Annotated in this window: 25 protein-coding genes and 2 riboswitches; of the genes, 12 read left to right on the top strand and 13 right to left on the bottom strand. The window is 58.4% G+C overall.

Features of this window, described 5'->3' with window-relative positions:
- Positions 1-8: 8 nt before the first annotated feature.
- From AO242_RS28550 to AO242_RS28530, 4 genes are all read left to right on the top strand, one after another.
- Positions 9-1,046, top strand: coding sequence for a FecCD family ABC transporter permease (locus AO242_RS28550; RefSeq protein ID WP_176560719.1), 1,038 nt, complete (start codon positions 9-11; stop codon positions 1,044-1,046).
- Positions 1,043-1,825, top strand: coding sequence for an ABC transporter ATP-binding protein (locus tag AO242_RS28545; RefSeq protein ID WP_099271315.1), 783 nt, complete (start codon positions 1,043-1,045; stop codon positions 1,823-1,825). Before AO242_RS28550 ends, AO242_RS28545 begins: the two co-directional genes overlap by 4 nt.
- 262 nt (positions 1,826-2,087) lie before the next feature.
- Positions 2,088-3,242, top strand: a complete 1,155-nt coding sequence (locus AO242_RS28535) for an ABC transporter substrate-binding protein (protein WP_164706177.1) — start codon at positions 2,088-2,090, stop codon at positions 3,240-3,242.
- A gap of 98 nt (positions 3,243-3,340) precedes the next feature.
- Positions 3,341-3,733 (top strand): YkvA family protein, encoded by a 393-nt coding sequence (locus AO242_RS28530; protein ID WP_099271313.1) that lies wholly within the window; start codon positions 3,341-3,343, stop codon positions 3,731-3,733.
- Positions 3,734-3,755: 22 nt separating this feature from the next.
- Here AO242_RS28530 and AO242_RS28525 read toward each other — a convergent pair whose 3' ends face one another.
- From AO242_RS28525 to AO242_RS28505, 5 genes are all read right to left on the bottom strand, one after another.
- On the bottom strand, positions 3,756-4,811 hold the full coding sequence (locus AO242_RS28525) for an aminoglycoside phosphotransferase family protein (protein ID WP_257153534.1): 1,056 nt from the start codon (positions 4,809-4,811) through the stop codon (positions 3,756-3,758).
- A 10-nt stretch (positions 4,812-4,821) separates the two neighbouring features.
- The gene (locus AO242_RS28520; RefSeq protein ID WP_027901218.1) at positions 4,822-5,247 is read right to left on the bottom strand and encodes a DUF3830 family protein; all 426 of its coding nucleotides are present in this window, start codon (positions 5,245-5,247) and stop codon (positions 4,822-4,824) included.
- 57 nt (positions 5,248-5,304) lie between these two features.
- Entirely contained in the window at positions 5,305-6,639 is a 1,335-nt protein-coding gene (locus AO242_RS28515) for a sensor histidine kinase (RefSeq protein ID WP_099271312.1), read from the bottom strand.
- Between the two features lie 95 nt (positions 6,640-6,734).
- Complete coding sequence (gene treS / locus AO242_RS28510; protein WP_027901217.1) at positions 6,735-8,801, bottom strand: maltose alpha-D-glucosyltransferase; 2,067 nt, start codon at positions 8,799-8,801, stop codon at positions 6,735-6,737.
- Positions 8,802-9,026: 225 nt separating this feature from the next.
- A complete protein-coding gene (locus tag AO242_RS28505; RefSeq protein ID WP_099271311.1) occupies positions 9,027-9,638 on the bottom strand; it encodes an FMN-dependent NADH-azoreductase in 612 nt (203 codons plus the stop codon).
- A 129-nt stretch (positions 9,639-9,767) separates the two neighbouring features.
- On the opposite strand from AO242_RS28505, the gene AO242_RS28500 reads away from it, so the two are divergent.
- Both AO242_RS28500 and AO242_RS28495 read left to right on the top strand, forming a co-directional pair.
- Positions 9,768-10,709, top strand: coding sequence for a LysR substrate-binding domain-containing protein (locus tag AO242_RS28500; RefSeq protein ID WP_099271310.1), 942 nt, complete (start codon positions 9,768-9,770; stop codon positions 10,707-10,709).
- Positions 10,699-11,043, top strand: coding sequence for an MmcQ/YjbR family DNA-binding protein (locus AO242_RS28495; protein ID WP_099271309.1), 345 nt, complete (start codon positions 10,699-10,701; stop codon positions 11,041-11,043). Before AO242_RS28500 ends, AO242_RS28495 begins: the two co-directional genes overlap by 11 nt.
- A 20-nt stretch (positions 11,044-11,063) precedes the next feature.
- On the opposite strand, the gene AO242_RS28490 is transcribed toward AO242_RS28495, so the two are convergent.
- Together AO242_RS28490 and AO242_RS28485 are read right to left on the bottom strand one after the other, a co-directional pair.
- On the bottom strand, positions 11,064-11,495 hold the full coding sequence (locus AO242_RS28490; RefSeq protein ID WP_099271308.1) for a DUF1294 domain-containing protein: 432 nt from the start codon (positions 11,493-11,495) through the stop codon (positions 11,064-11,066).
- Between the two features lie 5 nt (positions 11,496-11,500).
- Positions 11,501-12,331, bottom strand: a complete 831-nt coding sequence (locus AO242_RS28485) for an undecaprenyl-diphosphate phosphatase (protein WP_099271433.1) — start codon at positions 12,329-12,331, stop codon at positions 11,501-11,503.
- Positions 12,332-12,708: 377 nt separating this feature from the next.
- Here AO242_RS28485 and AO242_RS28480 point away from each other — a divergent pair, with 377 nt between their 5' ends.
- On the top strand, positions 12,709-13,236 hold the full coding sequence (locus tag AO242_RS28480) for an AAA family ATPase (protein ID WP_099271307.1): 528 nt from the start codon (positions 12,709-12,711) through the stop codon (positions 13,234-13,236).
- Between the two features lie 11 nt (positions 13,237-13,247).
- On the opposite strand, the gene AO242_RS28475 is transcribed toward AO242_RS28480, so the two are convergent.
- Positions 13,248-14,576 (bottom strand): sigma-54 dependent transcriptional regulator, encoded by a 1,329-nt coding sequence (locus tag AO242_RS28475; protein ID WP_099271306.1) that lies wholly within the window; start codon positions 14,574-14,576, stop codon positions 13,248-13,250.
- Between the two features lie 378 nt (positions 14,577-14,954).
- Here AO242_RS28475 and AO242_RS28470 point away from each other — a divergent pair, with 378 nt between their 5' ends.
- Complete coding sequence (locus AO242_RS28470; protein WP_027901210.1) at positions 14,955-15,221, top strand: hypothetical protein; 267 nt, start codon at positions 14,955-14,957, stop codon at positions 15,219-15,221.
- A gap of 155 nt (positions 15,222-15,376) precedes the next feature.
- On the opposite strand, the gene AO242_RS28465 is transcribed toward AO242_RS28470, so the two are convergent.
- Genes AO242_RS28465 through cobW form a run of 4 tightly spaced genes read right to left on the bottom strand, consistent with a single transcriptional unit; the run spans position 15,377 to position 21,926 of the window.
- Entirely contained in the window at positions 15,377-16,015 is a 639-nt protein-coding gene (locus AO242_RS28465; protein WP_099271305.1) for a vWA domain-containing protein, read from the bottom strand.
- Between the two features lie 26 nt (positions 16,016-16,041).
- Complete coding sequence (locus tag AO242_RS28460; protein WP_373562270.1) at positions 16,042-17,076, bottom strand: ATP-binding protein; 1,035 nt, start codon at positions 17,074-17,076, stop codon at positions 16,042-16,044.
- 20 nt (positions 17,077-17,096) lie between these two features.
- Positions 17,097-20,858 (bottom strand): cobaltochelatase subunit CobN, encoded by a 3,762-nt coding sequence (gene cobN, locus AO242_RS28455; protein ID WP_099271303.1) that lies wholly within the window; start codon positions 20,856-20,858, stop codon positions 17,097-17,099.
- Between the two features lie 3 nt (positions 20,859-20,861).
- Positions 20,862-21,926, bottom strand: a complete 1,065-nt coding sequence (gene cobW, locus AO242_RS28450) for a cobalamin biosynthesis protein CobW (protein ID WP_099271302.1) — start codon at positions 21,924-21,926, stop codon at positions 20,862-20,864.
- Between the two features lie 111 nt (positions 21,927-22,037).
- A riboswitch (cobalamin riboswitch) is annotated at positions 22,038-22,276 on the bottom strand.
- Between the two features lie 57 nt (positions 22,277-22,333).
- Positions 22,334-22,557, top strand: a riboswitch (cobalamin riboswitch).
- Between the two features lie 97 nt (positions 22,558-22,654).
- On the opposite strand from cobW, the gene AO242_RS28445 reads away from it, so the two are divergent.
- The 4 genes from AO242_RS28445 (at position 22,655) to cobM (ending at position 24,966) form a co-directional block, all read left to right on the top strand.
- Positions 22,655-22,840: a CbtB domain-containing protein gene (locus tag AO242_RS28445; protein ID WP_027897887.1), complete on the top strand. Its 186-nt coding sequence runs from the start codon at positions 22,655-22,657 to the stop codon at positions 22,838-22,840.
- An 11-nt stretch (positions 22,841-22,851) separates the two neighbouring features.
- Entirely contained in the window at positions 22,852-23,559 is a 708-nt protein-coding gene (locus AO242_RS28440) for a CbtA family protein (protein ID WP_099271301.1), read from the top strand.
- A gap of 209 nt (positions 23,560-23,768) precedes the next feature.
- Positions 23,769-24,182 carry a cobalamin biosynthesis protein gene (locus AO242_RS28435; RefSeq protein WP_241154092.1) on the top strand — a complete coding sequence of 138 codons (414 nt, stop codon included), beginning with the start codon at positions 23,769-23,771 and terminating at the stop codon, positions 24,180-24,182.
- 37 nt (positions 24,183-24,219) lie between these two features.
- On the top strand, positions 24,220-24,966 hold the full coding sequence (cobM, locus tag AO242_RS28430) for a precorrin-4 C(11)-methyltransferase (RefSeq protein ID WP_099271300.1): 747 nt from the start codon (positions 24,220-24,222) through the stop codon (positions 24,964-24,966).
- Positions 24,967-25,198: 232 nt separating this feature from the next.
- Here cobM and nfuA read toward each other — a convergent pair whose 3' ends face one another.
- A complete protein-coding gene (nfuA, locus tag AO242_RS28425; RefSeq protein ID WP_027902653.1) occupies positions 25,199-25,792 on the bottom strand; it encodes a Fe-S biogenesis protein NfuA in 594 nt (197 codons plus the stop codon).
- Between the last annotated feature and the right edge of the window lie 46 nt (positions 25,793-25,838).

The raw sequence follows: 25,838 nt of genomic DNA, 5'->3' as shown, positions 1-25,838 counted from the left end.
AACCTGCCCTGAACGCCGAAACACTGCAGGTCGCCTACAACAAAATCCTGCGTAAACGCCTGTGGATCTGTGGCGCTCTTGTTTTCACGTTACTGGCGTGTCTGGTGGCGGACATCACGCTGGGCACTACCCGGTTCGCTGCCAGTGAAGTCTTGCTGGCAATATTCGATCCGGTCAGCGTTGATCCGGATACTCAGGTGATCGTCCGCGAATTGCGCCTGCCGTTCGCGCTGATGGCCGTGCTGGTGGGCGCGGCGCTTTCGTTGGCCGGGGCCGAGATGCAGACCATCCTCAATAACCCGCTGGCCAGTCCGTTTACCCTGGGCGTGTCATCGGCAGCATCCTTTGGCGCGGCGCTGGCCATTGTGCTGGATCTGGGAATTCCCGGTGTGCCCGGCAGTTGGCTGATTACCGCCAATGCGTTCATCTTCGCGTTTGCGTCGGTGCTGTTGTTGCAGGCCGTCGCCAGCCTCACTGGCGGCGTGCAGTCTCTGGTGCTGTTTGGCATTGCGCTGGTGTTCAGCTTCAACGCCATGGTTGCGCTGCTGCAATACCTGGCCTCGGCAGATGCTTTGCAACAACTGGTGTTCTGGAGCATGGGCAGCCTGAGCCGCGCCAATTGGCCTGCAGTGCAGACCCTGGCCGTGGTGTTTTTTCTGGTGTTGCCATTCAGCCTGCGCGCGTCGTGGCAGATGACTACGCTGCGACTGGGCGACGAGCGTGCCGAGACGCTGGGTATTGATGTTGCCCGCTTGCGGTTAGGGGCGTTGCTGCGTATCAGTCTGCTGGCCGCAACCGCGGTGGCATTCGTAGGGACCATCGGCTTTATCGGGCTGGTGGGGCCGCACATTGCCCGCATGCTGATTGGCGAAGATCATCGTTTCTTTCTGCCAGTCAGCGCCTTGATGGGCGCGTTGATCATGTCGCTGTCGGCCATCGTCAGCAAACAGCTGATCCCGGGCGTGGTGCTGCCCATCGGCATTGTGACCGCGGTGGTCGGCGTACCGTTGTTCATGAGCCTGATTCTCAAGCGAGGCCGGACATGAGCCAGTTGACGGTACGTAATCTGACTGTTGGTTACAAACGCAGCACGGTGCTACATGGCATTGACCTGCCGCATATTGCGCCGGGGCAAGTCGTAGCGCTGGTGGGCCCTAACGGTGCAGGCAAGTCGACCCTGCTGCGCAGCCTTGCAGGACTGTTGTCGGCGACGGGCGAGATTCGTCTGGGTGATCTCGATCTGCTGCGCTGCAAGCGTCGCGAACGCGCTGCTGTTCTGGGTTTCATGCCCCAGACCTTGCCCGATGGCATTGCCTTGAGCGTATTGGAAACCCTGCTCGGCGCCTTGCGCGGGGGCGACTCACTGGCCACAGTCGGCAGCGCCCGGGAACAACAAAACAAGGCCTGCGCCGTTCTTGAACAATTGGGCATCCTGCATCTGGCCCTGCAACCCCTGGACAGTCTGTCCGGTGGACAACGGCAAATGGTCAGCCTCGCTCAAGCGGTGATTCGCCAGCCACGTTTGTTGCTGCTCGACGAACCCACCAGTGCGCTGGATTTGCGCTATCAAAACGACGTGATGAGCATGGTCCGCCAACTGGCCGATCAAGGCCGGATCGTGGTGGTTGTCCTCCATGACCTGGGCCTGGCAGCGCGCTGGGCCGATCAGATCATGGTGCTTGAGCGTGGCCGCCTGAATGTAGCGGGCACACCCGAACATACCCTGACGCCGACCATGCTGGAGCAGGTCTATCGGGTCCAGGCACGGGTCGAGCGCTGCAGCCAGGGCCGGGTGCAGATTCATGTGGATGGGTCTGTGGCATGAACTTTTCAGAGGTTCCATTGCAGGCCGTTGGAGCGAGGCTTGCCCGCGAATCAGGCGGCGCGGTTAAACGGGCATACCGCGTTATCGTTCTTCGCGGGCAAGCCTCGCTCCAACAACTGCTTCTATTTCTCAAGGCCCTTAAGCCGGATGACGCGAAATCTGTGGGAGCTGGGCTTGCCCGCGATAAGTGCACCGCAGATATCAGGTATATCGTGTCCAGCCTTATCGCGGGCAAGACCAGCTCCCACAGGGGTATTGGGGGGTGTCAGTGACTTCGTGCGGTTTTTTGAAGGACGTGGCATTGGGGACCCTGGGCCTGCTGTTTTTACTTTGCTCCCCAGCTCAAGCCGCCAACTACCCTCTCACCGTCATCGATCTTGCCGGGCGCAGCGTCACTTTGGCCCACGCTCCGCAACGTATCGTGTTGCAGGACAGCAATACCCTTTTGTCGCTGGCCCTGCTGGAACGAGACAACCCGCTGGCCCGGGTGATTGCCTGGGATAACAATCTCGCCAGTTCCGACCCGGGGCTGTGGAATGTGGTCAGTCAACGCTGGCCTCACGCTGCACGGATCAAGGATCTGGATTTCCCTGACACTGGCCAGCTGGACATTGAAAGCCTGTTGCGCACCCACCCGGACCTGATCATTGCCCGGCTCAGTGGTCGGGCAGCCATCGAAAACACGGTACTCAACAGCGTACTTGAGCGATTGGACATTCCGCTGATCTACGTCGACAACGAGCTGGACCCATTAGTGAACGTGCCCCTTAGTCTGGAATTGCTGGGGCGTGTATTGGGTAAAGAAGACAACGCCGAAGCGTATTTGCAGGTTTATCGTCGCCAACTGGCAGAGCTGCGCGAGAAAACCGCTGGTCTGCCGGCGCCTAAAGTGTTCGTCGAAGCCCGAGCCGGGCAAGCCGGATCTGGCGGCTGTTGCCACACTCAGGCCCGTGCCGGTTGGGGATTGCTGATCGAGGACATCGGTGCAATAAACCTTGGCTCCCGCTACCTGCGCAGCGAATCAGCCGATGTGGCACTGGAAACCCTGATCCTGAGCAAACCCGACGTTTACTTGATGACGGGCACACAGCGTTTGCGCAACGGCGTCACCGCGATACCTTTTGGCTACGGTGCCAATACCGAACGCATCAACAGTGAAATGCAGCGTTTGATGTCCCGCCCCGGCTTTGCCGCCACTACGAAGTCGCCAAAATCATGCGTACAGGGCCTCAATCACCAGTTTTACAACAGCGTTTTCAACATCGTCGGGGCACAATGGCTGGCGAAAATCTTCTGGCCAGAACAGTTCGCTGATCTGGACCCTGATGCAGAATATCGAACATTGATCCGCGAATTCACGTCGCTACCGGACCTGCCCTTTGTGTTTCATGAGCAGGTTTGTTTCGGTAGCCTTTGAATCTGAATTGAAGAATACCGTCTGTAGGTGCTCGTGAGCGCCTACAGGATCTGGATCAATTCAGAAGGTCATAACATCCCGCACGAAGAGCCCCCTTGATGATCAGCAACACCGTCAAACACCTGAAACTATGGGCCCGCCGCCTCAAAGCCAATCTGATTCTGCTCTGGCTCTGCTGCCGTCAACCCGACATGCCTTGGCTACCAAAAATCGTCGCATTGGTGACGGTGGCCTACGCTGTGAGCCCTATCGACCTGATTCCGGATTTCATCCCGGTACTGGGCTTTCTGGATGATGTGATTCTTTTACCGCTGGGCATCGCCCTCGCCCTGCGGCTCATTCCGGATGATCTGCAACAGCGCTGCCGACCTGAAGCTGAAGCCATGGCCGGTAAGCGAATCCAGCTCAAAGGCCAATGGCTGACCATCACCTGCATTGTGCTGATATGGCTGCTGATTGCCTGGGCCCTGTGGCGTGCCTTTGCAGGCTAGGACCCGGACAATCGAAAGCCTGTCACTGACGATAAGGCGTGGTTCGCAACTCATCCAGAGTCTGGGCAGACAAGTCATCGCGCCAGCCTGGCACGTTCAGGTCCAGCCACTCCCGCAGTTCATTGAACGCGGGCGCCCTCAGCGCTTGCACAAACAGGCGCAGGGTTCGCGGCAGGTGCGCCAGGTAGCCATGCTTGCCGTCGCGCCCCGCCAGACGCACGAAAATTCCCAGTACTTTGGCATGCCGTTGCGCAGCGAGCCGCCGGTAATCATCAACGAACAGCGGCACATTGAGTTCCGGGCGCTGCATCAGGTAATGGCTGAACAATGCTGCGCGCAGCGGCTCGGACATGTCGCGACGCGCATCCTCCAGCAACGACATCAGGTCATAAGTTGCTGAACCCACCAACGCGTCCTGAAAATCCAGAAGGCCGCAAGCCGCCACGCCCTGGCGACTGTCGAGCAGCATCAGGTTGTCCACGTGAAAGTCACGCAGCACCAGAGTTTCACGACGTTCGGCCACGTCACGGCAGGCTTCGGCAAACAGTTCGAGATAGCGTCCACGCAGCGCCAGAGCGGCCTCTTTGCCGATCAACAACGGTGCATACCAATCGATGAACAGTGCACATTCAGCGCTCAATTTCTGCGCATCGTAGACTGGCAACCCGGTGCTGGCGGGCGCCCGATGCAAAGCCACCAGCGCATCGACGGCCAGACCGTACAAGGCTTCTTCCGCATGCCCTGAAGCCAGCAGCCGAGTGTACGTGGCGTTGCCAAAATCCTCGATCAACGCGAGCCCGGTCTGTTCATCTACCTGACGCAAGCCCGGGGCTGACAGCCCGATGCTGTGCAGATAACCGGCCACCTGCACAAAGGGCGCGATAGGTTCGCTGCGTGGCGGCGAATCCATCAGCAACAGCCCGGCACCTTGCAGGCGGAAATAACGTCGCGCCGACGCATCTGCGGGCAATGCCTCCAGAACGGCATCGGCAAATCCGGCATTAGCGAGAAAGGTGGCGCGCGCACAGGCGCGGCTGTCCTGTGCGTTGGGTATTGATTCAGCGAGTTGAGTCATCATGCCGGGCGACTCAGACCTGCTCAAAGAGCACGTCCTGCGCGCCTTCCCACAGGGTTTTCACGCCCAGGGCACGCAGGTTTTCCTTGCCTTGCACGATGGTCAGGAAATGGTTACCGGCCAACTGGCCCATTTTGCTGGCAAAGCAGCACGAGCCGTAGGCGATGAGGATTTCAGTCTCACTGTAAGGGCCCGGATAAAAAAGAATGTCGCCCACTGAAGGGTGGCTGGTGTGATTTTCGAAACCAATCGGCTGATCGTTCAGCAGCAACTGATACTCACCCAGTGGAACCCAGCAGCCCTCGCCGCTCCAGCGCACATGGATCAGCTTCTGCCGGTAAGGCAGCAACTTCAGAAACGCAGCAACGGTGTGCGGCGCATCAGGATGAGTTTCAGCGAGAAACTCGTATCCGCCGGCAGTGATTTTCAGAGTGGTCATGCAGAGCTGCTCTCAAGATAAATAGGTTGTTCAGGTTGCGACGTTACGTATCAGTACCTAGGCGGGCTGGCTTGCTGAAGCCGGCTTGCGGACGCTATCGGGTCTATCTGCGGACACTGCGGAGGCAGACAAGCTCACCTCGAAACAGCATCCCTGCGGTATCCGGCTTTCAAGGTTGACCGACCAGCCCTGGTGGACGCAGATGCGCTGCACCAGGGAAAGGCCGAGGCCGAGCCCTTCGCCGCGCTGCTCATCGCCCCGGACAAAAGGCTGGAACATGGCCTGTTGTTTTTCCAGGGGTATACCGATGCCGCTGTCCTCCACGGAAAAGCGATCACCTTTCAAGTTCAAAAAGATGAAACCTTCGTCGGTGTAATGCCAGGCATTGCGCAGCAGATTGCTCATGACCGAGTGCAGCAGCGTTGCGTTATATAAACGATCCGAACCGACACCCGGCTCATAACGCAGGGTCAGGCCTTTTTCTTCAATGGGTTTGCGCCACATGTCCACCAACTCGTCGGCGACCGCAACCAGCGTTGCGCGTGGACCGTGGCCGGGTACTTCGGTGTCGATCCGCGCCAGCAACAGGAAGGTTTCCACCAGTTGGCGCATCCCCTCACTGGCGCGGGATATTCTTAACACCTGATTACGGGAGCGCGGATCAACGGCAGGATTTTCCAGCAGCAGCTCACAAGAGCTGGCGAGCACCATTAACGGTGTGCGCAGTTCGTGGCTGACGTCACTGGTGAACATCTTTTCCCGGGTCAAGGCAGCACGCAGACGGCCCAGGGTTTCATCAAAAGACACCGCCAGCTCGCCGACTTCGTCATGAGCATAATTCGTTGCCAGTGCCGGCGCCGCATCCATGGCCTGGTCACGATCACGCACCTCGCCCGCCAGCTTCACCACCGGTGCCATGACACGTTGCGCCAACAGTCGACCCAGCAATAGCGCCAACAAGACGCTGAGAACGAACCCGACCAGCACGATAGCGAACAAAATACGCTCGCGCTGAATGGTTGCGGTCTGATCCCGCAGCAATACGTACTGACGACCGTCGACCATATCCACCATGGCGTAATAATCGACATTGTCTTTTTTGATCCGGTGAAAGCCGGGTTTCAATGGCTTGAGGCTTTCGGGCATTGCGAAAAGGCCGGACGCGTCCTGTATGTAGAAAAACGAATCCTTCTCCGGACGGTGAGTCCAGTTGGCGACGTCGTCCATCAACAGCAACCTGTGCAGGTCGCCATTCATTGAAAGTGCGGTCAACTTTTTGCCTACCAGGTGAACGGTAACGACAATGCCTGCCGCAAAGATCAAGGCAACCAGAGTACTCATCAGCGTGAAAACGATGACGATGCGCTGTTTGAGACTGTGTTTGATATCCATGCAGCTTCCGTTGACGGTTTACATCCGGGCATTATCAGGCCAGATATGTCGTCATTTCGTCAACGGAGCCGCAAAGTCTGTACAGAAACCGACAATCAGAACGCCGGTAATGCGCTCACCACCCGCAATGCCAGGCCTTCGTAGGCATCCAGAGTGATGGTGAATTCGCCCTGTTCAGTCAGATCCCCTTCGACCCGTTCGTTGATGATGTCTACCACCGGGCCGGGCGCGATGTCTGGCAGATGCAAAGTTTCCACAATCGGCTCCGAGCTGAAGTTCAGCGCAGTAATCTGCGTGCCCTTCCCGGCTGGCAGCTCGTGGACCATGATCAGCAAGCCTGGGTGTTCAACGTCCGGAATCAGAATCTGCTTGCTCGCAGCGATGTCATAAGCCCGACGCACAGCAAGAATCTTCTTGAGTTGCGAGGCAAATGAATCCGGGCGCTGTAGCTGGCTGATGATACTGCCGTAAAGGGTGCGGGAGCGCGGCATGTTACCCGCAGAGAACTCCGCGTCAGGGTCCAGATCGACCAGGTCGTAAGCGCCACGATGGATCCAGCGGGTGTCGCCATCCTGCATCAGGTGCTGAACCTGCTCGGCAGGCACCGGTAATGCACCGACCAGATCCCACCCGGACAATGCAAATACGCCGGGCTGCATCGCGTTGAACATCACCAGAAGCAAATGAATGTGCTGAATTTTCTGAATGTCTTCTTCCGTGATGGCGTCCAGATCGCGGATACCCAACGCAGCCGTAATGATGCTGGCGGTGGTGCAGGACACGCCGTTGGTGACGAACTTCATGTTGTACGGAGCGTGCTCGCCTGTCAGCTTCTCGTACATTTCCTCGCGAATGTGTTCGCGCAAGATGTTGCCCGGCAGCGTCTGGCCCTGATAGTGGTACGTGTCATGGGCGTGCAGCGTCCAGAAATGCACCAGTTCCAGTGTCAATTCGTCATGGTTCTGCAGCGCATGAATCAGCGACGCCGGATCGATACCAAACGCGTGAACCTGACGCAGCATCAACCGCAGGAACTCGGTTGTGCCCGTCAACAGTGCGTGCTGATAGGCCGGGCGCGAGATGAAGTCGTAGGACAGATCGGCGCCGCCGTGGGACATCGACGCGATGTCATCCAGGGTCAGGTTCAGTTCCTGGAAACTGAAACCGCCCGCCTTGCGAATCGCGCCCCCCAATAGCTGGTTACCCGTAATCGACAACGGGTGACTCTCGGACCAGGCATTGCCTTCAGCCTTGCGCTCCACGCCGAGGAAGCCATTGGCATCCAGACGCAAAACCCGCGCGCCCATGACGTCGATGGAGTGCAGCGCATCCCCAATGATCATTTGCTGAGCGGCGAAGCTCGGGTCCAGCCAGTTCAGCGAAGGCTGACCTTCCTTGAAGTAATGCAGATAAACCCAGCGCCGCGCCTTGCCGTCCACGCCCTGGACAATACCCGTGGCGCTCCAGTCGGTTTCCTTGACGCCTGGCTCGAAGAAAATGACCCGCTGTAACTGACCCACGATGTAGTGCTTGTCTTTGAGGGCATCCACCACCTCAGGCATCAGGTTCACCGCATCGCGACCTGCCGGAATGTCCGGCAGCAACTGCCAGTCTTCCTCACGGATTTCCACCATGTGATAGAGGCCCGGATAATCCTCGTAAGCCATTTCTGCCAAACGGAAATCAGAGCCTTTGCCGGTGTGGGACGGAATCACGTCATCGATCACCACCGCGTTATGCGCAGCCGCAATGCGACTCAGGCTGAGCAATTGCGCATCGGTGCCCAATTCAGGGTCGATGCCGAAACTGATGCGGTCGAAGTTACCGTCGATGGTCGGCGTGTGTTGCCGACCCTGAAGGCCACCGGAGGTTTTCAGCGGGCCGTTGTGGATGCCTTGAATGCCGATTTCCGACATGGCATGCCACAGGGTCTCATCGCCCAGGGCTTCAAGGACCGAGCCACCCGGACGGGTGATGATTGACGCCGGATAAGCAGTAAACCAGACGGAGGCGATCGCCGACGCGTCTCTGGGCCGGGATTCGGCGAACGGGCGCTGCCACAACCTGCCCTGCCCCGAGTACAACCTGGCGCGCTGGCGTGCGGCATTGAGCATTGATTGTTCAACCAGCCACTCTACGTACTGCTTGTCCGGTGTCGTCATAAATTCCAATCATCCGTTTCTCGTGAATCGGGCGAAACGATCGGAGAAGATTCAACTGTTCCGATTGAGTCATGTATTACCCGCTGTAAGAGCCTCGCGGGCGGCAAACGTTGCATTTTTGTTTGATCAGCGTGGTCTATAACGCAAAAAACTCCAGCGCCCAATGGACGCCGGAGTTTTTTTGCAAGCCTGTGGCAGGCGCAGTCGTCAGACCCGCCGACGCCATCAGGCCGTCGCGAACAGCTCTTCTTTGATCTGCTTTTGCGCAGCAGTCAGCGCATTGGCACGTGGTTCGTCGCCGTAAGCCAGACCATGAGCGAAGACGAATTTCAAATCAGTCACGCCAATGAAACCGAACAGAACCTTGAGGTAGTCCTCATGACCCACGCTGGTCGGCTGGCCAACGTGCACGCCACCGGCAGTGGAAACGATGATCACCTGCTTGCCGCCAGCCAGACCTTCAGGGCCGGTTTCGGTATAGCGGAACGTACGACCGGCAACTGCGATACGATCAATCCAGGCTTTAAGCTGCGTAGGCAGTGTGAAGTTGTAAACCGGCGCACCAATCACAACCACGTCAGCGTCGAGGAATTCCTGCAGAATTTGCTCGTTGTTAGCCACTTCCTGCTTCTGCGCGGCATCACGGCCTTCTTCAGGGGTGCCCGCAGCGGCAAGTGTTGCCGGGGAAAAGTGGCTCAGTGAATCGCTGGCCAGATCGCGGTAAGTTACCTGTGCGTTCTGCTCTACAGCGGTGAATGCTTCAACAACTTTACGGCTGAGCTGTCGAGACGCGGAGTGATCGCCGAGGATGCTGGAATCGATGTGCAAAAGTTTCATAACGTGCTTCCCAATTGAAAAGTCGCCAGCTGGCGATCAAGTGGGGATAATCCTACAGCGCAATCCAATCGCTGATTAGTCGGCACAAATGCGATAGTTCGTTCTACACACAGGACAATCAGTTTAAGCATGCAAGACCTCAACGATCTTTATTACTTCGCCAAAGTGGTGGAATTCGGCGGTTTCGCGGCTGCCGGACGTCTGCTGGGCATCCCTAAATCCCGCCTGTCCCGGCGCATTGCCGAGCTTGAGCTGCGTCTGGGCGTGAGCCTGCTGCAGCGCACTACGCGCAAACTGGCGTTGACCGCTGTGGGTGAACGTTACCTGAGCCACTGTCAGGCGATGTTGCTAGAAGCGGAAATGGCCGACGAAGCCGTTGCGTCGCTTTCGGCTGAGCCCCGAGGGCGTTTGCGGGTGTCTTGCCCGGTGGGGATGACACACTGGAACCTGTCCGGGGTGGTCAATGAATTCCTGATCCGCCACCCGCTGGTGCAACTGGAGTTGATTCTGGTGAATCGCCGGGTTGATCTGGTGAATGAGGGCATTGATGTAGCGCTGCGGGTCCGCGACATTGGCGATGAAGATCCGAGCCTGATTGTCCGGCAGCTGTACCCCGCCCGCACCGTACTGGTAGCTTCCCCTGCATTAATCAGCGGACGCAGCATCACGCACCCTCAGGACCTTGGCAGCTTGCTGGCATTAGGCGCCATCGAGGCGGATCGCAAAGTGCATTTTCAGTTGCTGCACAGCCATGGCGAGCGTTGCGAGGTGGCCATTGAGCCGCGTCTGGTGGTGGATGACTTTCCTATTCGCAAGAATGCAGCCGTACAGGGCCTGGGCATCACATTGCTGCCGCTGATGAACTGCCATGAAGAACTTGCGAGTGGTCAGTTGATCCGCCTGTTACCCGACTGGTCGCTGCCTAGCGGCAATGTTCAGGCCGCGTACACGCAGCGCCGAGGCATGCTCCCCGCCGTGCGCGCGTGGATCGAACATGTCAGCCTTGCATTCAAGAACGAACCGCTCTGGAGCGATGTTCTGAAGACAACGGAGCAGACCAATGAACACTGAAGATGTCGCCGGGTTTTGCCTGCAACTGCCGGGCGCTCGGGAAGATTACAAATGGGGCGGCACACGGGTGTTTTCGGTCGCTGGCAACAAGATGTTTGCGGTGATGGACCTGGCTGGCAAAGGCTTGTCATTCAAGGTGGGACCCGATCTGTTCCTTGGCTATGTCGACAGGCCAGGCGTTCGTCCCGCGCCGTATCTGGCGCGGGCTTACTGGATCAGCGTCGCCACGCCCTACTCCCTGAGCGATGGGGAATTGCGCGACTTGCTGACACGCTCCCATCAACTGGTCGTCAGCAAGCTGCCGAAGAAACAGCAGGTTGCTCTCAAGCTGTGACGGCTTGAAGCTGTGACTTTTTAATAGAAATGCCTGCTCAGGTAATTACCGCCGAGAAGCAGGCGGTCAATCCAGACCACCTCGTGCAACACAACGATCAGCCAGAACACCAGTTGAAAGGACAGCTTGCGGGTTTTATGACGCAATGCCTGTTGCGCCACCAACGCGCCCGGCCAGCCACCCAGCAGCTCCACTGCGTGCAGGATCTTCTCCGGCGTTCGCCATTCATTTGCTCTGGCATGGCGCTTGTCGCGCCAGTACAGAAAGAAGGCCAGCAGACTCATCGCTAGATAGATCGCACCGGGCAACCACACCCCGTTGAGCAGCAACGAGGTGAAGCCCGCCACCGGTAACGCACAAATGGCGAGAAAGACCGCCAGTTTCACCCGCGGATACCGCGACGGATGCTGTTTCGCCGTTGCGGATTTGTTCGATTTTATACGCTGATCCATGTTCGTCAGCCGTTCACGCTGGTCCAGTCAATCCAGCCGAACTGCCAGGTCGCCAGAATCAGGATACCGAAGACGATGCGATACCAGGCGAACACGGCATAGCTGTGGGTGGCAATGAACCTGAGCAGCCCACGCACGGCGATCATCGCAAAGATAAAGGAGACCACGAAACCCAGCGCGAATACCGGGAAGTCCGCAGGCTGGAACAGGTGCCGGTACTTGAAGCCCGAATACACCGCAGCGCCCACCATGGTCGGCATCGCCAGGAAGAAAGAGAATTCGGTAGCGGTCTTGCGCGACAAACCAAACAGCAGGCCGCCAATGATCGTCGAGCCGGAACGAGAAGTCCCCGGAATCATCGCCAGACATTGGGCGCAGCCGACTTTCAGGGCATCACGCCAGGTCATGTCATCCACGCTTTCAGCATGCACCACGTGATCGCGGCGTTCAGCCCAGAGCATGATGACACCGCCAATGACCAAGGCTGTCGCCACGGTGATGGGGTTGAACAGGTATTCGTGAATCAAGTCGGCAAACATCACACCCAGCACAACAGCCGGGAGAAACGCGATCAGCAGATTGATAGTGAAACGTTGCGCCTGACGCTGCTTTGGCAGGCCAGTCACGACATCAAGGATCTTGCGCCGAAACTCCCAGACCACCGCGAGGATCGCGCCGAGCTGAATGATGATGTTGAAGGCCATCGCCCTTTCGCCACCGAAATCGATCAAGTCCGCGACGATGATCTGGTGTCCGGTACTGGAAATGGGCAGGAACTCCGTCAGCCCCTCCACAATCCCGAGAATCAATGCCTGAGCGGCGGTCCAAAGATCCATCATTCCCCCAAGTGAAGCATTGCTCGAAGCAGGCTTCTTGATATTGTCATGTTCAAACAGCGCGCAAATATGCCCGTCGAAAGGTGAAAAGTCCGTTAAAAACGGACGCTTACACCGTCAACCAACGCGAGGCGTGGCGATCCTATCAGACCTTCAGGCAGTACGCTGCCATTGACACCTGACATGCAACCCCTTGACGTAATGGAAGCTGTTTTCAGTGGCCGCTATCAGCGTTTTTTCGCTTAATCGCTGCGCTAACCGGTGTATACGCTTACAATCGCCGCCGCTTTCGGCCTCCCAGGAATCGCAATGCCCGCACTCAGAACAATCGCACCGGCAACGGGTGCCATTTTAGCTCCGGAAAAGGTAGCGGCTTGATGAAAGTTGTTGTGCTGACAGGTCCTGAGTCCAGCGGTAAAAGCTGGCTGGCAGGCGAAATACAGCGCTGCTTCGGCGGGCTTCTGGTAGGGGAATATGTACGGCTTTTCATCGAACAGAACCAGCGGGACACCACCTACGCAGATATTCCCGCAATCGCTCAAGGCCAAGTGGACAGCGAGGATGCTGCTCGTGCCTCTCAACCCGGGTTGCTGATTCTTGATACCCATCTGCTGAGCAATATTCTGTGGAGTCAGACACTATTCGGGGATTGTCCGGCGTGGATCGAGCCTGCACTGCTGGCTCGTCAGTACGATCTGCACTTGTTGCTCGATCCTGACGGCGTCGACTGGATCGGCGATGGTCAGCGCTGCCAACCCGAGCCAAGTTCACGACAGGCATTCTTCCGCGACACCCGGCACTGGCTTGAGACGCATCACCAACCCTTTCAGGTGATCGGCGGTGACTGGACGCAACGTCGTGAGCGGGTCTTCGCGGCAGTTGAACAGTTGCTCCAACACGCCTGAAGCGCAGCAGCTCAACGAATCTGGTGCTTGTGCAGCAATCGATAGAATGTCGGCCGGGAAATCCCCAACACCTTGGCAGCAACGCTCAAATTGTCGCTATGGCGAGTCAATACATCACACAACGCCTGCCGCTCTGCCCGGGATTTGTAATCATCCAGGGTACCCATCGTACTGACGACGTCGTCGTCACCGAGTAACCCCAGATCAGCGGCCTCAATCTGTCGCCCCTCAGCGAGCACCAGCCCCCGGCGAACCCGGTTGGCCAGCTCCCGGACATTACCCGGCCAGTCATGCTTGCCCATTGCAACCAATGCATCCTGACTGAAGTTACGCACCCGCCGACCGGTTTCCTGACTGTAGAAATGCGCAAAATGATTGGCCAGCAATGCCAGATCACCGTGTCGCTCGCGTAACGGTGCCGTGCCAACCTGAAGCACATTCAGGCGGTAATACAGGTCTTCGCGGAAGCGCTTTTTGCGAATGGCGGACTCAAGATCAACGTGGGTGGCGGCCAGCACCCTGACATCCACAACGATGGCTTCTCTGCCTCCGACGCGCTCAACCTGTTTGTCCTGAAGAAAGCGCAGCAGACTGGCCTGCAGCTCCATCGGCAAGTCCCCGATTTCATCGAGAAACAACGTGCCGCCATCGGCCGCCTCAATGCAGCCAATTTTCAGTTCATTGGCCCCTTCGAACGCGCCTTTCTCGTAGCCGAATAATTCGCCCTGAAGCAGGTGCTCGGGGGTCGTCGCGCAGTTGATCGCAATGAATGGCTTGCTGCGCCGATGGGACTGGGTATGCAGAGTGCGCGCCACCAGCTCCTTGCCAGTACCGGGCTCGCCACGTATCAGCACTGGCGATTCGGTAGGCGCCAGTTTACTCAGCAGCCTGCGTAACTCACGGATGGGGCGACTTTCGCCGAGCATCTCGTGATCGGGCCCTGATACATAAACCGCCCCCTGAGCCCTCAAGCGCGCCATGCCATAGGCGCGCCCCAGCGTGACCTGCATACGTGCAACATCGAACGGCAAGGTATGGAAGTCAAAAAACCATTCGCAGACAAAATCGCCGATCTTCTCCCGGCGCAGGTCATCCGGGGTCAATACGGCGATCCATTCGGTGTGGCTGCGCGTGATCAGCTCCTTGACCACTTCCGGGTGCTCAAAGTGATAAGGCATCAGGCGAATCAGACCTACATCGCAGCTGCGACTGACCGCGGCTTCAACGGTACTGCTGTCTACATCCCAGCCAGCGGCGCGCAGAACGGGAATGAGCTGATGACAATCATCACAAGGATCAACAATTAACAAACGTCGCAGTGGTGGTGCCGATTCATGCATGGGGATTCCTTGGCGCTGCGGTTTGACAATCACGTTTATAAAATCATTTTATAAACAGTCAGTTGAGGATATTGATTTGAACGTTAGCAAATTTTTGACAGTCGCTTGGACCGATTGACTATAGGGGCCAGATCGAAAGGTAATTAGCCGTTGATGGTCCGCAGAGTGGATATTTCCGGACCGTGCGGCTGTGCTGGAATATTCGTCGAACTTCAGCTTTGCGCACGGTCAACACAGGGGGCAGTCAAAAAAATCTGAAAATAATCGGCGACCTGTGTGACTTGACAGCTATCGAGTGTCATCAACACAAGTAACCCGCTGAACGGTAAGCCCAACCGACAGCGCACAATTTTGATATGGGCACTTGAGGAAATAACCATGAACGCCCCACTGCGCTTCAACGATGCACTCTTGATCGCTGGACACGCTTTCGAACCTTTCCAATGCGTCGCCTGGGCACCGCAAGACGGCAATGGCGAGCTGAGCCTGACGGTCATCGACCGTACCAGCAATCGTATTGGCCGCCGCCAGATCGCGCGCAGCACTTACTCCGATGCCAAGCGCCTGGCCAACGAGCTCGAACTGGCCCGTGCTGAAATCAGCAACGAGGGCCACCGCCTTGAGCCGTGGACCATGCCTGCTTGAGTTGTAAATGCTGGACCTTGTGGGAAACTCGGTGTTGGCCTGCAAGCTGGACGTTGATCATGTAGGACCGGCTTTAGCCGGGAGAGCGGTGTTTCTGCCGAGGGGGATTTAGAGAATATCCCGACGCCCTCCCGGCTAAAGCCAGTCCTACGGGCCTAACGAGCCTTCAGCTCATCAATGTGCTGATACTCAACGCCCAGGCTCTGTGCCATCTGCTGTGCCCTTCCCAGGCGGATCGGTCCGCTTTCGATATCGATCAGCAGGCCCGGGCAGTTGAATGGCGGTAACCCGCCTGAATCCTTGACCCGTCCGTCCGTCATGACCAGAAGGTGCTGCTTCTCGGCAGGATGCTGCTTCTTGCGTCTATCCAGCCACTGGCGTGCCTGATCAAACGCATCGATTAATGGCGTGCCACCACCCGCGCCCAGTTCGTCCAGCCAGGGCTGTAATGCACGGGATGCCTTGAGGCCCTGATGTTGCCAGCGCGGCGTGTTGCCGTTCGCCGTCAGCAACGCCAGACGTACACGACGACGGTAAGCGTCGTCGAACAGTTGAGCCAACAACCCTTTAGCCCGGCCCAAGGCCTGATGGCGCCTGGTCGAGGCCGAAGCGTCGACGATCACCAGCCACAACTCACCGGGCTGCTGACTTCTGGGTTGACGGATCAGATCGGCGCGAACCTTGGGCCGCCCGCGTAACAGCGTCGGCAACCAGGCAATGGCTCCGTCGGCACCGCTGCGCAACGCGCCAGTTCGACCACCGGGAGCTTTACCGCGCCGGGGCTTGGCATCCATCCCCGGAACAGTGCGAGGACGGATGCCTAGGGCTTTTTTGGCCAGCTCGGCACTTCGCGACGAGCGCCTGTCTGCATGGCCTGCGCAGGCAATTCCCCCCAACTGCCCTGCCCCTGATCCGGCGCGGACTGTGGTTCGGGAGTTGACGGATTTTGCTGCGATGCAGGTTGTTGCGGCTGCTGATCCTGGGGAGGCGGCTGTTCTTGAGAGGTATTACGGCGACGGTGACGCAAGGCAAACTCCGCCACGGCGTCAATGTCCTGCTTTTCAATCGCTGACACACCGCGCCATGCCGCATGGGCGCGGGCGGCGCGTAACCAGACCAGATCAGCGCGCATGCCATCGACACCCGCCGCAAAACAGCGCTCGGTGATGATCGTGAGTGACTGATCATCCAGCTCGATGTTGCCCAGAACCTTGCGTGCCTGTTCGCAGCGCAGCTTTAGCGCCTGTTGTTGCTCACTCCACTGCGCGCAAAAGGCCTGCGGGTCGCTGTCGAAGTCCAGACGACGACGGATGATCTGCCCGCGCTCGGTCGGCAAGGTCTGCCCGCTCAATGCCACGTTCAGGCCAAAGCGATCCAGCAGTTGAGGACGCAGTTCGCCTTCCTCCGGGTTCATGGTGCCAATCAACACGAATCGCGCTGGGTGGCGATGGGAAATACCGTCACGCTCTACCTGATTGACGCCACTGGCCGCAACGTCCAGCAGCAGGTCAACCAGGTGATCCGCCAACAGATTCACTTCATCGACATACAGCACGCCGCCGTCGGCCTTGGCCAGCACGCCAGGTGAAAACTCGGCTCGGCCTGCGCCCAACGCGGCGTCAAGATCCAGCGTGCCCACCAGCCGCTCTTCAGTGGCGCCGAGCGGCAAGGTGACGAACTGACCGCTGGCCAGCAAATCGGCCAGACCACGCGCCAGTGTCGACTTCGCCATGCCACGCGGCCCCTCGATCAGCACACCGCCGATTTTCGGGTCGATGGAGGTCAGGCACAGCGCCAATTTCAGTTCGTCAGCCCCCACAACGGCGGCCAGCGGGAAATGCGGGGTATCGCTCAAAGTCTCGTCAGGCAACGTCATCAGCTCTCTTCTATGTCCAGCAACAGGCTTTCCAGCGCGTCACGGTAATTACCCGGTTCCTGCCATAAGCCGCGCTGTTGCGCTTCAAGCATGCGTTCGGTTATGTCCCGCAAGGCGTCAGGGTTGTGCTGCTGAATGAATTCCCGGGTCGACGCGTCCAGCAAATAGGCATCGGCCAACAGTGCGTATTGGTGATCGTCAATCAGTTCGGTGGTGGCGTCGAACGCGAACAGGAAGTCCACGGTGGCCGCCATCTCGAAGGCACCTTTGTAACCATGGCGTTTGACGCCGTCGATCCATTTCGGATTAGCCGCGCGGGAGCGGATGACCCGGTTCAGCTCTTCCTTCAGCGTCCGGATCTTCGGCAGATCTGGCTGGCTATGATCGCCATGGTAGCTGGCAGTCTTCTGGCCGCTGAGGCTCTCGGCGGCCGCAAGCATGCCACCTTGAAACTGGTAGTAATCGTTCGAGTCGAGCAGGTCGTGCTCGCGGTTGTCCTGGTTCTGCACTACCGCCTGAACTTGCGACAAGCGTTTTGCAAAGCGCTCCCGGGCAGGCGTGCCCTCATCGGCGGCACCATAGGCGTAACCGCCCCAATTCAGATAAACCTCGGCCAGATCATCCCGACTCTGCCAGAGGCGACCGTCGATCGCGCCCTGCACACCCGCACCGTAAGCCCCAGGCTTGGCACCGAAGATACGCCAGCCTGCCTGACGCGCAGCGTCATCATCGGTGACGCCAGTGCTCAACAAGGCGGCACGCTCTTCGCGAACCTTCGCGGCCAACGGATTCATATCGTCGGGCTCGTCCAGTGCCGCCACGGCTTGTACCGCAGCGTCGAACAGCCGGATCAGATTGGCGAAAGCATCGCGGAAAAAACCGGAGACTCGCAGCGTCACGTCAACCCGCGGCCGATCCAGCAAGCTCAACGGCAGAATTTCGAAGTCATCAACGCGCTGACTGCCCGTCGCCCAGACCGGCCTGACACCCATCAACGCCATGGCCTGGGCAATATCGTCTCCGCCAGTACGCATGGTGGCGGTGCCCCACACCGACAGACCAAGCTGACGTAAATGATCACCATTGTCTTGTAAGTGCCTCTCCAGCAACAGGTTTGCTGACTGGAACCCGATGCGCCACGCTGTGGTAGTAGGCAGATTTCGTACATCGACCGAGAAGAAGTTTCGCCCGGTGGGCAGCACGTCTATACGCCCGCGACTCGGCGCGCCGCTTGGGCCCGCTGGCACGAAACGTCCGCTTAAGGCGTCCAGCAAGCCGTGGATTTCTCCCGGGCCGCAGGCGTCGAGTCGCGGCGCCACAACCTCTTTAAGATTATTAACAATATCCAGTAGATCTTTGTTTTCAAAGGGAATACTAAATTCAGTATTACTGACAACCTGTTCGATCAACCACGCAGCGTAAAGCTCAAGACGCTCACGGGTATCACCCGCCGTGCGCCATGGATCAGTGCTGACAGCGAGCAGCGCTTCAGGTCTGGCAGACAGCCAGGGTTCGGCAAGTTCGCAATCCAGTGGATCAAAACCCAGCTCGAAGGCTTTGCTCAAGGCACGCAGCAGACTCGACTGCGCACCGCGACCGTCACCTCGCGGGATGCGCAACAACGCCAGCAAGGTATCGATGCGCAGACGGCCGGCGGGAGACTCACCAAAGATATGCAGACCGTTGCGAATCTGCGATTCCTTCAAATCACACAGATAGGTGTCCAGCCGTGGCAACCATGTCGCCGCATCGTCATCCTTTAAGGCATCACCCAGCGCCAGCTCACGATCGATTTGAGTTTCGCGGACCAGTTTGAGGATGTCGCGTTGCAGCTCCAGGGCACGACGCGGATCGAGCAGTTGGGCTTCGTAGTACTCGTCCGCCAGCAACTCCAGGTTACGCAACGGCCCATAGGTTTCAGCACGGGTCAGGGGCGGCATCAGGTGATCGATGATCACGGCCTGGGTGCGGCGCTTGGCCTGGGCGCCCTCGCCCGGATCGTTGACGATGAACGGGTAGATATTAGGCATCGCGCCGAGAATCGCATCCGGCCAGCAGGTCTCCGACAGACCGACGCCTTTGCCCGGCAGCCATTCCAGATTGCCGTGTTTGCCCACATGCACCACGGCATGGGCGCCATAGGCTTTGCGCAGCCAGAAATAGAAGGCCAGATAACCATGGGGCGGGACAAGATCCGGGTCGTGATAAACCGCACTGGCGTCCACCTGATAACCCCGTGCCGGCTGAATGCCGACGAAGGTCAGGCCAAACCTGATCCCGGCAATCATCATCCGCCCACTGCGGAACATCGGGTCTTTATCCGGCGCGCCCCAGCGGGCAATCACCGCTTCACGGTTGGCCAGAGGCAGTTGCTCAAACGCAGCGGCGTACTCGTCGAGCGCCATGCTTTGGTGGCAGGGACGCAGGTCGATGCTGTCCAGATCATTGGTGACGCCACCGAGCAACTGGTGGATCAACTCAGTACCGGTGTCCGGCAATTCGGCAACCGGATAACCCTCCCCCTGCATGGCTCGCAGGATGTTCAGCGCCGCCGCTGGCGTATCGAGGCCGACACCATTGCCGATTCGTCCGTCACGCGTGGGGTAATTGGCGAGAATCAATGCAACGCGCTTGTCGGCATTGGGCAAACGCCCGAGCAATATCCAGCGACGCGCCAGTTCGGCAACAAAATCCATGCGCTCGGGTTGCGGGCGATAGCAGACCACATCCGACTGACTGCGCTCACTGTGCCAGGCCAGATCCTTGAAGCTGACCGGCCGACTGATGATTCGCCCGTCCAGTTCGGGCAACGCGATGTGCATCGCCAGATCCCGAGCACCCAGACCTTGTTCGCTGGCCCGCCAGCCAGGTTCGTTATCCTGAGCGCAAATCGCCTGAATCACCGGGACGTTGCGCCGGAATGGCCGCAAATGCGGCGTTTCCGGGCTGGACTGAGCAAAACCGGTGGTGTTGAGGATCAGCTCAACCCCAACCTCGTCCAGCCAGTCTTCAACCACCGTCATGCAGCCTGCTTCCTTCAGGCTGGCCACGGCGATGGGCAAAGGATTCAAGCCTTGGGCCTGCAAACGGGCGCAAAACACATCGATGAACGCGGTATTGGCAGCCTGCAGGTGCGATCGATAGAACAGCAGCGCTGCGACTGGTTGATTCGGCACCCAGTCGGCGAACCATATTTCAGGATCGGCGCTGACGCCTTTCGGGTGGTAAACCGCAGTACGCGGCAATGCTTTGGGCTCGGACCAGGCGTAATCCCGATCCAGCAGACGATTCGCGATGCAACGGTAGAACTCCAGCGCGTTGTGCATGCCACCCTGACGCAGAAACTGCCATAACCGGTGGCAATCCTCAGCGGGTGCGGTGCTGCGCTCAGTCAGCTCGGGGTCATGGCGATCACAGCCCGGCACCATGATCACCTGCACGCCGCGGGCTGCGAGCTCCATGAGTCGCTCAGCACCGTAGCGCCAATAGCCTATCCCGCCGTGCAGAGAAATCAGAATGACCTTGGCGTGGCGCAGCACTTCATCGAAATAGAGGTCGACGGAAGCATGGTTCTGAACCTGCATCGGGTTAGCCAGACGCAAGCTCGGGTAATCGTCCGGCAGTTGCTGCGCCGCTTCGGCGAGCAATGCCAGGCTGGAATCGCCACTGCAGAGAATCACCAGCTCGGCGGGGGTTTGTCCGAGGTCGGCAATGCTGTCGTCCGGTACAAAACCACCGGGCTGGGTTCTCAACAGGTGCATGGGTCAGTCCGCTAGCGCAGCGCGCAGTTGGGATTCAAGTGCCGCAGCATCAAGCTTCTGACCGATCAGCACCAGGTGAGTGGCACGCTCTTCATCAACACTCCAGGCGCGGTCGAAGTGTTTGTCGAAACGCGTGCCTACACCCTGAATCAGCAAGCGCATCGGTTTGCCGGCAATGGCCGCGAAACCCTTGACCCGCAAGATGCCGTGCTGCACGACCAGTTGGGTCAGCGCGGCAAGCAGCAGGGTTTCTTCGGATTGAGGCAGCTTGATCGAAATGGAGTCGAACGCGTCATGGTCGTGGTCATCATGATCATCGCCTTCGTGGTGATCGTGATGGGTCTTGCGGCCATCGATATGCTGCTCGGATTCAGCCCCCAACCCCAGCAAGACATTGATCGGCAGACGACCGCTGCTGGCTTCGATGACTTTGACCGCAGGCGGCAGCTCTTCGGAGACTTCAGCGCGCACCGCAGCCAGACCGGCCGCGTCGATCATGTCGGACTTGTTGAGGATGACCAGATCGGCGCTGGCCAGTTGATCGGCGAACAGCTCATGCAATGGCGACTCATGATCCAGGTTCGGATCGAGCTTGCGCTGAGCGTCGACCTGATCAGGGAATGCAGCAAACGTACCTGCAAGTACTGCCGGACTGTCGACAACAGTAATTACCGCATCGACGGTGCAGGCATTGCGAATTTCCGGCCACTGGAAGGCTTGTACCAGTGGTTTTGGCAGGGCCAGACCCGATGTTTCGATGAGGATGTGATCCAGATCGCCACGACGCGCAACCAGTTCACGCATGACCGGGAAGAACTCTTCTTGAACGGTGCAGCACAGACAGCCGTTGGCCAGCTCATAAACGCGGCCAACCGCCTCTTCTTCGGTGCAGCCAATGGTGCATTGTTTGAGGATTTCGCCGTCGATGCCCAGCTCGCCGAACTCATTGACGATAACCGCAATCCGTCGACCTTCCGCGTTATCCAGCATATGGCGCAGCAAGGTGGTTTTGCCCGAACCGAGGAAGCCGGTAACGATAGTGACGGGAAGTTTGGCCAGTGTTTTCATCGGATGCCCTTTGGCAGTACGGCGGGCAAGCGGGACGAAAACCCTGTGTAGCCACAGAGATACGATTCGCCACCGGATCACCCCGCCCGGTTGTAGTGAGAATTCGTCGGGCTCAAGGCCCGAATCGAGGCAGGTCTCCTGGCTTGCGGTACCCATGGAAAGCTTCCAGGGCAGTCATTGCGCCTTCCCGCCCTTGACGGGCAGTGGCTGTACAGAGAATGCAATGACCGTGCGATAAATCAGCACCGCTTACAGTTGCGGGGGCAGCCGCGGCATTACCGCGTTCCCGTCTTAGCTCCAAATCGTCTGACCCGCAGATAGACTGGAGAACCTCGAACCCGCAAGGCTACGCAGTGACTGCGGGCAGGTCAATCAACTGATTGACGTTCCACGCAGGCGCATGCTCTCCTACACGCCTTGTTACGGGTGCCCCTCACGGGGTGAAACGGGAAACCGGTGAGTTCAGACCTCTGGTCTGTGCAAGTCCGGCGCTGCCCCCGCAACGGTAAGCGAGCGAAGAATCAGATCCACTGTGCGCATCACGGCATGGGAAGGCGATTCTTGCAGGTTGGCGCCATTCAGCGCTCAACCCCTCGCAAGCCCGGAGACCGGCCCGACATGAAACAAATAACGAACCCGCGGTGGGCGGGCGCAGTTGCACTCCCCTGATATTCGTCAGCGGGATAGTGCTGCGCATGCCTGCTTGCCGACATCAAGAGGGAAGCGCCATGTCGATCAGTACTACCAGCCATTCCGCCAGTACCGCAACTACCCAGACCCAACGCCTGACCGCCGCCATCAGCGCAGCCATTCTTGGCGCCTGCCTGGTCTATTTCGCCGGGTTCTCGCATATCGAAGCGGTCCACAATGCCGCTCACGACACCCGGCACAGCGCCGCCTTCCCTTGCCATTGAGACCTGACGCCATGTTCAAGCGAATCGCTCAAACGGCCGGGTTCACCGGCCTGTTCGCCGCCCTGCTGTTGACCCTGCTGCAAAGTTTCTGGATCACGCCGTTGATCCTGCAAGCCGAAACCTACGAGAACGCGCCTGCCGAGCAGGTTCATGAGCATTCACATGGCGAAGCCGCACCCGCTGGTCACGTGCATGATGATGAAGCCTGGTCGCCGGAAGACGGCTGGCAGCGCATCGTCTCGACCACCGGTGGCAATCTGGTGGTCGCAGTCGGTTTCGCACTAATGCTGGCCGCGTTGTACACGTTGCGAGCGCCCGGCAAGACTTCGCAAGGCCTGTTCTGGGGGCTGGCCGGCTTTGCTGTGTTTACTCTGGCGCCAACTTTGGGCCTGCCGCCCGAGCTGCCGGGCACCGCTGCAGCGGACCTCAATCAGCGACAAATCTGGTGGATTGGCACCGCGGCCTCGACGGCTGTCGCGCTCGCGTTGATCGTGTTTGCGCAGAACTGGTTATTGAAAGCCTTGGGGGTGGCGATTCTGGTAGTGCCTCATCTTATTGGCGCGCCTCAGCCTGAAACCCACGAGAGCCTGGCACCTGAGGCGCTGGAGTCGCAATTCGTGATGGCTTCGCTGCTGACCAACGCAGTATTCTGGATCGCCATGGGGCTGATCAGCACGTGGCTGTTCCGCCGTAACAATCCTGAGTTGGACCAAGCCTGATCTTGAGCAACTTTGACATATGCTGTCGCGCAGCAAACATTGGACCGGTAGGAGCTAACTTGTTGGCGAAGCGGAATTTCTGACGATGCAGGTCCGACGTCTCGCCAACAACCTGGCTCCAGGGTCACCCTTTTGCTGCTCGACAGCGCTGTGTCAGAGACACCGGGCGACCGCCTGCAGAAAATCATTTCAATTCAGTGAGTAATATTTTGCTTGATAACAAGCGTCCGACCCTGGTGGTCGGCCTCGGTTGCCAGCGCGACTGCTCTGCGGGCGCACTGCTGGAACTGATCGAGCGCAGCCTTGAAAGTCATAATCTGCGCCTTAAAGACATCAGCGCCCTCGCTTCCATAGATTTGAAAAGCCGAGAGCCAGGACTGCTGGAGCTCGCGAATCAGCTTGATTTGCCGTTGAGTTTCTTCAACGCCGAACAATTGGCCGCTTACGAACCGCAGCTTAGCCATCGCTCCCAAATCGCCTATGATCACACCGGCTGCTATGGCATCGCAGAAAGCTCAGCGCTGGCGCTGGCAAGCCAATCAGGGACGGCCGAGCTGCTGATCCCCCGCCAGAAATCTTCTCAAGCCACGTTTGCTTTGGCCATCAGCCTGTCAATTCGCTGATAATCGCGATTTTTGCCCCTACACATCTGGAGTCTTCATGACGGTCTTTTTCATCGGCGCAGGCCCCGGCGATCCTGAGCTGATCACGGTCAAGGGCCAACGATTGATCCGCAGTTGCCCGGTGATCATCTATGCAGGTTCGCTGGTGCCTGCTGCCGTTCTGGAAGGTCATCAGGCGGTTCAAGTGAGCAACAGTGCGGAACTGCACCTGGAGCAGATCATTGCCTTGATGAAAGCGGCTCATGAACAAGGCCAGGATGTGGCCCGTGTACACTCCGGTGACCCGAGCCTGTATGGCGCAATTGGCGAGCAGATTCGTCACTTGCGTGAGTTGGGCATTCCGTTCGAGATCATCCCGGGCGTCACAGCTACTGCGGCCTGCGCTGCGCTGCTGGAGACCGAGCTGACGCTGCCGGATATTTCCCAAACGGTGATCCTGACCCGTTACGCGGACAAGACGTCAATGCCAGAAGGCGAAGCCCTGGCCGATCTGGCCCGCCACAAGGCGACCATGGCGATTCATCTGGGGGTCAACAACTTGCCGAAAATAGTTGCTGAACTGATACCGCACTACGGAGCAGATTGCCCGATCGCAGTGGTGCATCGCGCCAGTTGGCCGGATCAGGACTGGGTGATTGGCACGCTGGCGGATATTGAAACCAGGGTCGAAGAAAAAGGCTTTCGCCGCACGGCATTGATTCTGGTAGGCCGTGTGCTATCCAGTGATGCATTCAGCGAGTCATCGCTATACCGCGCCGGGCATGCGCATTTGTTCAGGAGGTAAGTTGCTTCGGCTACGACGCAACACCCTGGGTTCTACGCCATCCGTAGGACCGGCTTTAGCCGGGAGGACGTCGAGCCATTCGCTAAATCCCTTGCAGCAGGAATACCGCCCTCCCGGCTAAAGCCGGTCCTACGGGATTGCAGGCCAACATAGAATCTCCCATCAGAAAAATAACACTCCAATAAAAAACCCCGAACACGTCGGGGCTTTTTAACACGGCGCAGCAAACTGCTTAGTAGTAAGCGTTTTCTTTCTGCGTGTGGTCAGTCACGTCGCGTACGCCGTGCAGTTCTGGGATGCGCTCAAGCAAGGTACGCTCGATACCTTCCTTCAGCGTTACGTCAGCCTGACCGCAACCCTGGCAACCGCCGCCGAATTGCAGAACAGCGATGTGCTGCTCCTGCTCTTCAACAACATCGATCAACGTGACCTGGCCGCCGTGGCTGGCCAATCCAGGGTTGATCTCGGTTTGCAGGTAGTAGTTGATGCGCTCGTTGATCGGGCTATCAGCGTTGACCATCGGTACTTTTGCGTTGGGTGCCTTGATCGTCAACTGGCCGCCCATGCGGTCGGTGGCGTAATCAACAACGGCATCGTCCAGAAAGTTTTCGCTGAAACCATCAATCCAGGCGGTGAAGCTCTTCAGGCCGATGGCCTTGTCTTCCGGTTTTTCTTCGCCGGGCTTGCAGTAGGCAATGCAGGTTTCAGCGTACTGGGTGCCAGGCTGGGTAATAAACACGCGGATGCCAATGCCCGGGGTGTTCTGCTTTTCCAGCAGATCGGCCAGGTAATCGTGGGCAGCATCGGTAATTGTAATAGCGGTCATGAAAATTCCTCGCAGACGTGCGGGCAGTTTACGCCAATCGCCAGCT

Origin of the sequence: Pseudomonas sp. ICMP 561 (assembly GCF_002699985.1) — a bacterium.
Classification (GTDB): Bacteria; Pseudomonadota; Gammaproteobacteria; order Pseudomonadales; family Pseudomonadaceae; genus Aquipseudomonas; species Aquipseudomonas quasicaspiana.
This window is presented reverse-complemented; position numbering and strand designations above follow the sequence as displayed.

Bases quoted from the DNA above. Each gene is read 5' to 3' on its own strand.
- cobM (WP_099271300.1), top strand. From the start codon at position 24,220: ATGACGGTCTTTTTCATCGGCGCAGGCCCCGGCGATCCTGAGCTGATC.
- treS (WP_027901217.1), bottom strand. From the start codon at position 8,801: ATGACGACACCGGACAAGCAGTACGTAGAGTGGCTGGTTGAACAATCA.
- AO242_RS28485 (WP_099271433.1), bottom strand. From the start codon at position 12,331: ATGGATCTTTGGACCGCCGCTCAGGCATTGATTCTCGGGATTGTGGAG.
- AO242_RS28440 (WP_099271301.1), top strand. From the start codon at position 22,852: ATGTTCAAGCGAATCGCTCAAACGGCCGGGTTCACCGGCCTGTTCGCC.
- AO242_RS28495 (WP_099271309.1), top strand. From the start codon at position 10,699: ATGAACACTGAAGATGTCGCCGGGTTTTGCCTGCAACTGCCGGGCGCT.
- AO242_RS28520 (WP_027901218.1), bottom strand. From the start codon at position 5,247: ATGACCACTCTGAAAATCACTGCCGGCGGATACGAGTTTCTCGCTGAA.
- AO242_RS28505 (WP_099271311.1), bottom strand. From the start codon at position 9,638: ATGAAACTTTTGCACATCGATTCCAGCATCCTCGGCGATCACTCCGCG.
- AO242_RS28475 (WP_099271306.1), bottom strand. From the start codon at position 14,576: ATGCATGAATCGGCACCACCACTGCGACGTTTGTTAATTGTTGATCCT.
- AO242_RS28515 (WP_099271312.1), bottom strand. From the start codon at position 6,639: ATGGATATCAAACACAGTCTCAAACAGCGCATCGTCATCGTTTTCACG.
- AO242_RS28490 (WP_099271308.1), bottom strand. From the start codon at position 11,495: ATGGATCAGCGTATAAAATCGAACAAATCCGCAACGGCGAAACAGCAT.
- AO242_RS28445 (WP_027897887.1), top strand. From the start codon at position 22,655: ATGTCGATCAGTACTACCAGCCATTCCGCCAGTACCGCAACTACCCAG.
- nfuA (WP_027902653.1), bottom strand. From the start codon at position 25,792: ATGACCGCTATTACAATTACCGATGCTGCCCACGATTACCTGGCCGAT.
- AO242_RS28470 (WP_027901210.1), top strand. From the start codon at position 14,955: ATGAACGCCCCACTGCGCTTCAACGATGCACTCTTGATCGCTGGACAC.
- AO242_RS28465 (WP_099271305.1), bottom strand. From the start codon at position 16,015: ATGGATGCCAAGCCCCGGCGCGGTAAAGCTCCCGGTGGTCGAACTGGC.
- cobW (WP_099271302.1), bottom strand. From the start codon at position 21,926: ATGAAAACACTGGCCAAACTTCCCGTCACTATCGTTACCGGCTTCCTC.
- AO242_RS28545 (WP_099271315.1), top strand. From the start codon at position 1,043: ATGAGCCAGTTGACGGTACGTAATCTGACTGTTGGTTACAAACGCAGC.
- cobN (WP_099271303.1), bottom strand. From the start codon at position 20,858: ATGCACCTGTTGAGAACCCAGCCCGGTGGTTTTGTACCGGACGACAGC.
- AO242_RS28500 (WP_099271310.1), top strand. From the start codon at position 9,768: ATGCAAGACCTCAACGATCTTTATTACTTCGCCAAAGTGGTGGAATTC.
- AO242_RS28530 (WP_099271313.1), top strand. From the start codon at position 3,341: ATGATCAGCAACACCGTCAAACACCTGAAACTATGGGCCCGCCGCCTC.
- AO242_RS28525 (WP_257153534.1), bottom strand. From the start codon at position 4,811: ATGATGACTCAACTCGCTGAATCAATACCCAACGCACAGGACAGCCGC.
- AO242_RS28480 (WP_099271307.1), top strand. From the start codon at position 12,709: ATGAAAGTTGTTGTGCTGACAGGTCCTGAGTCCAGCGGTAAAAGCTGG.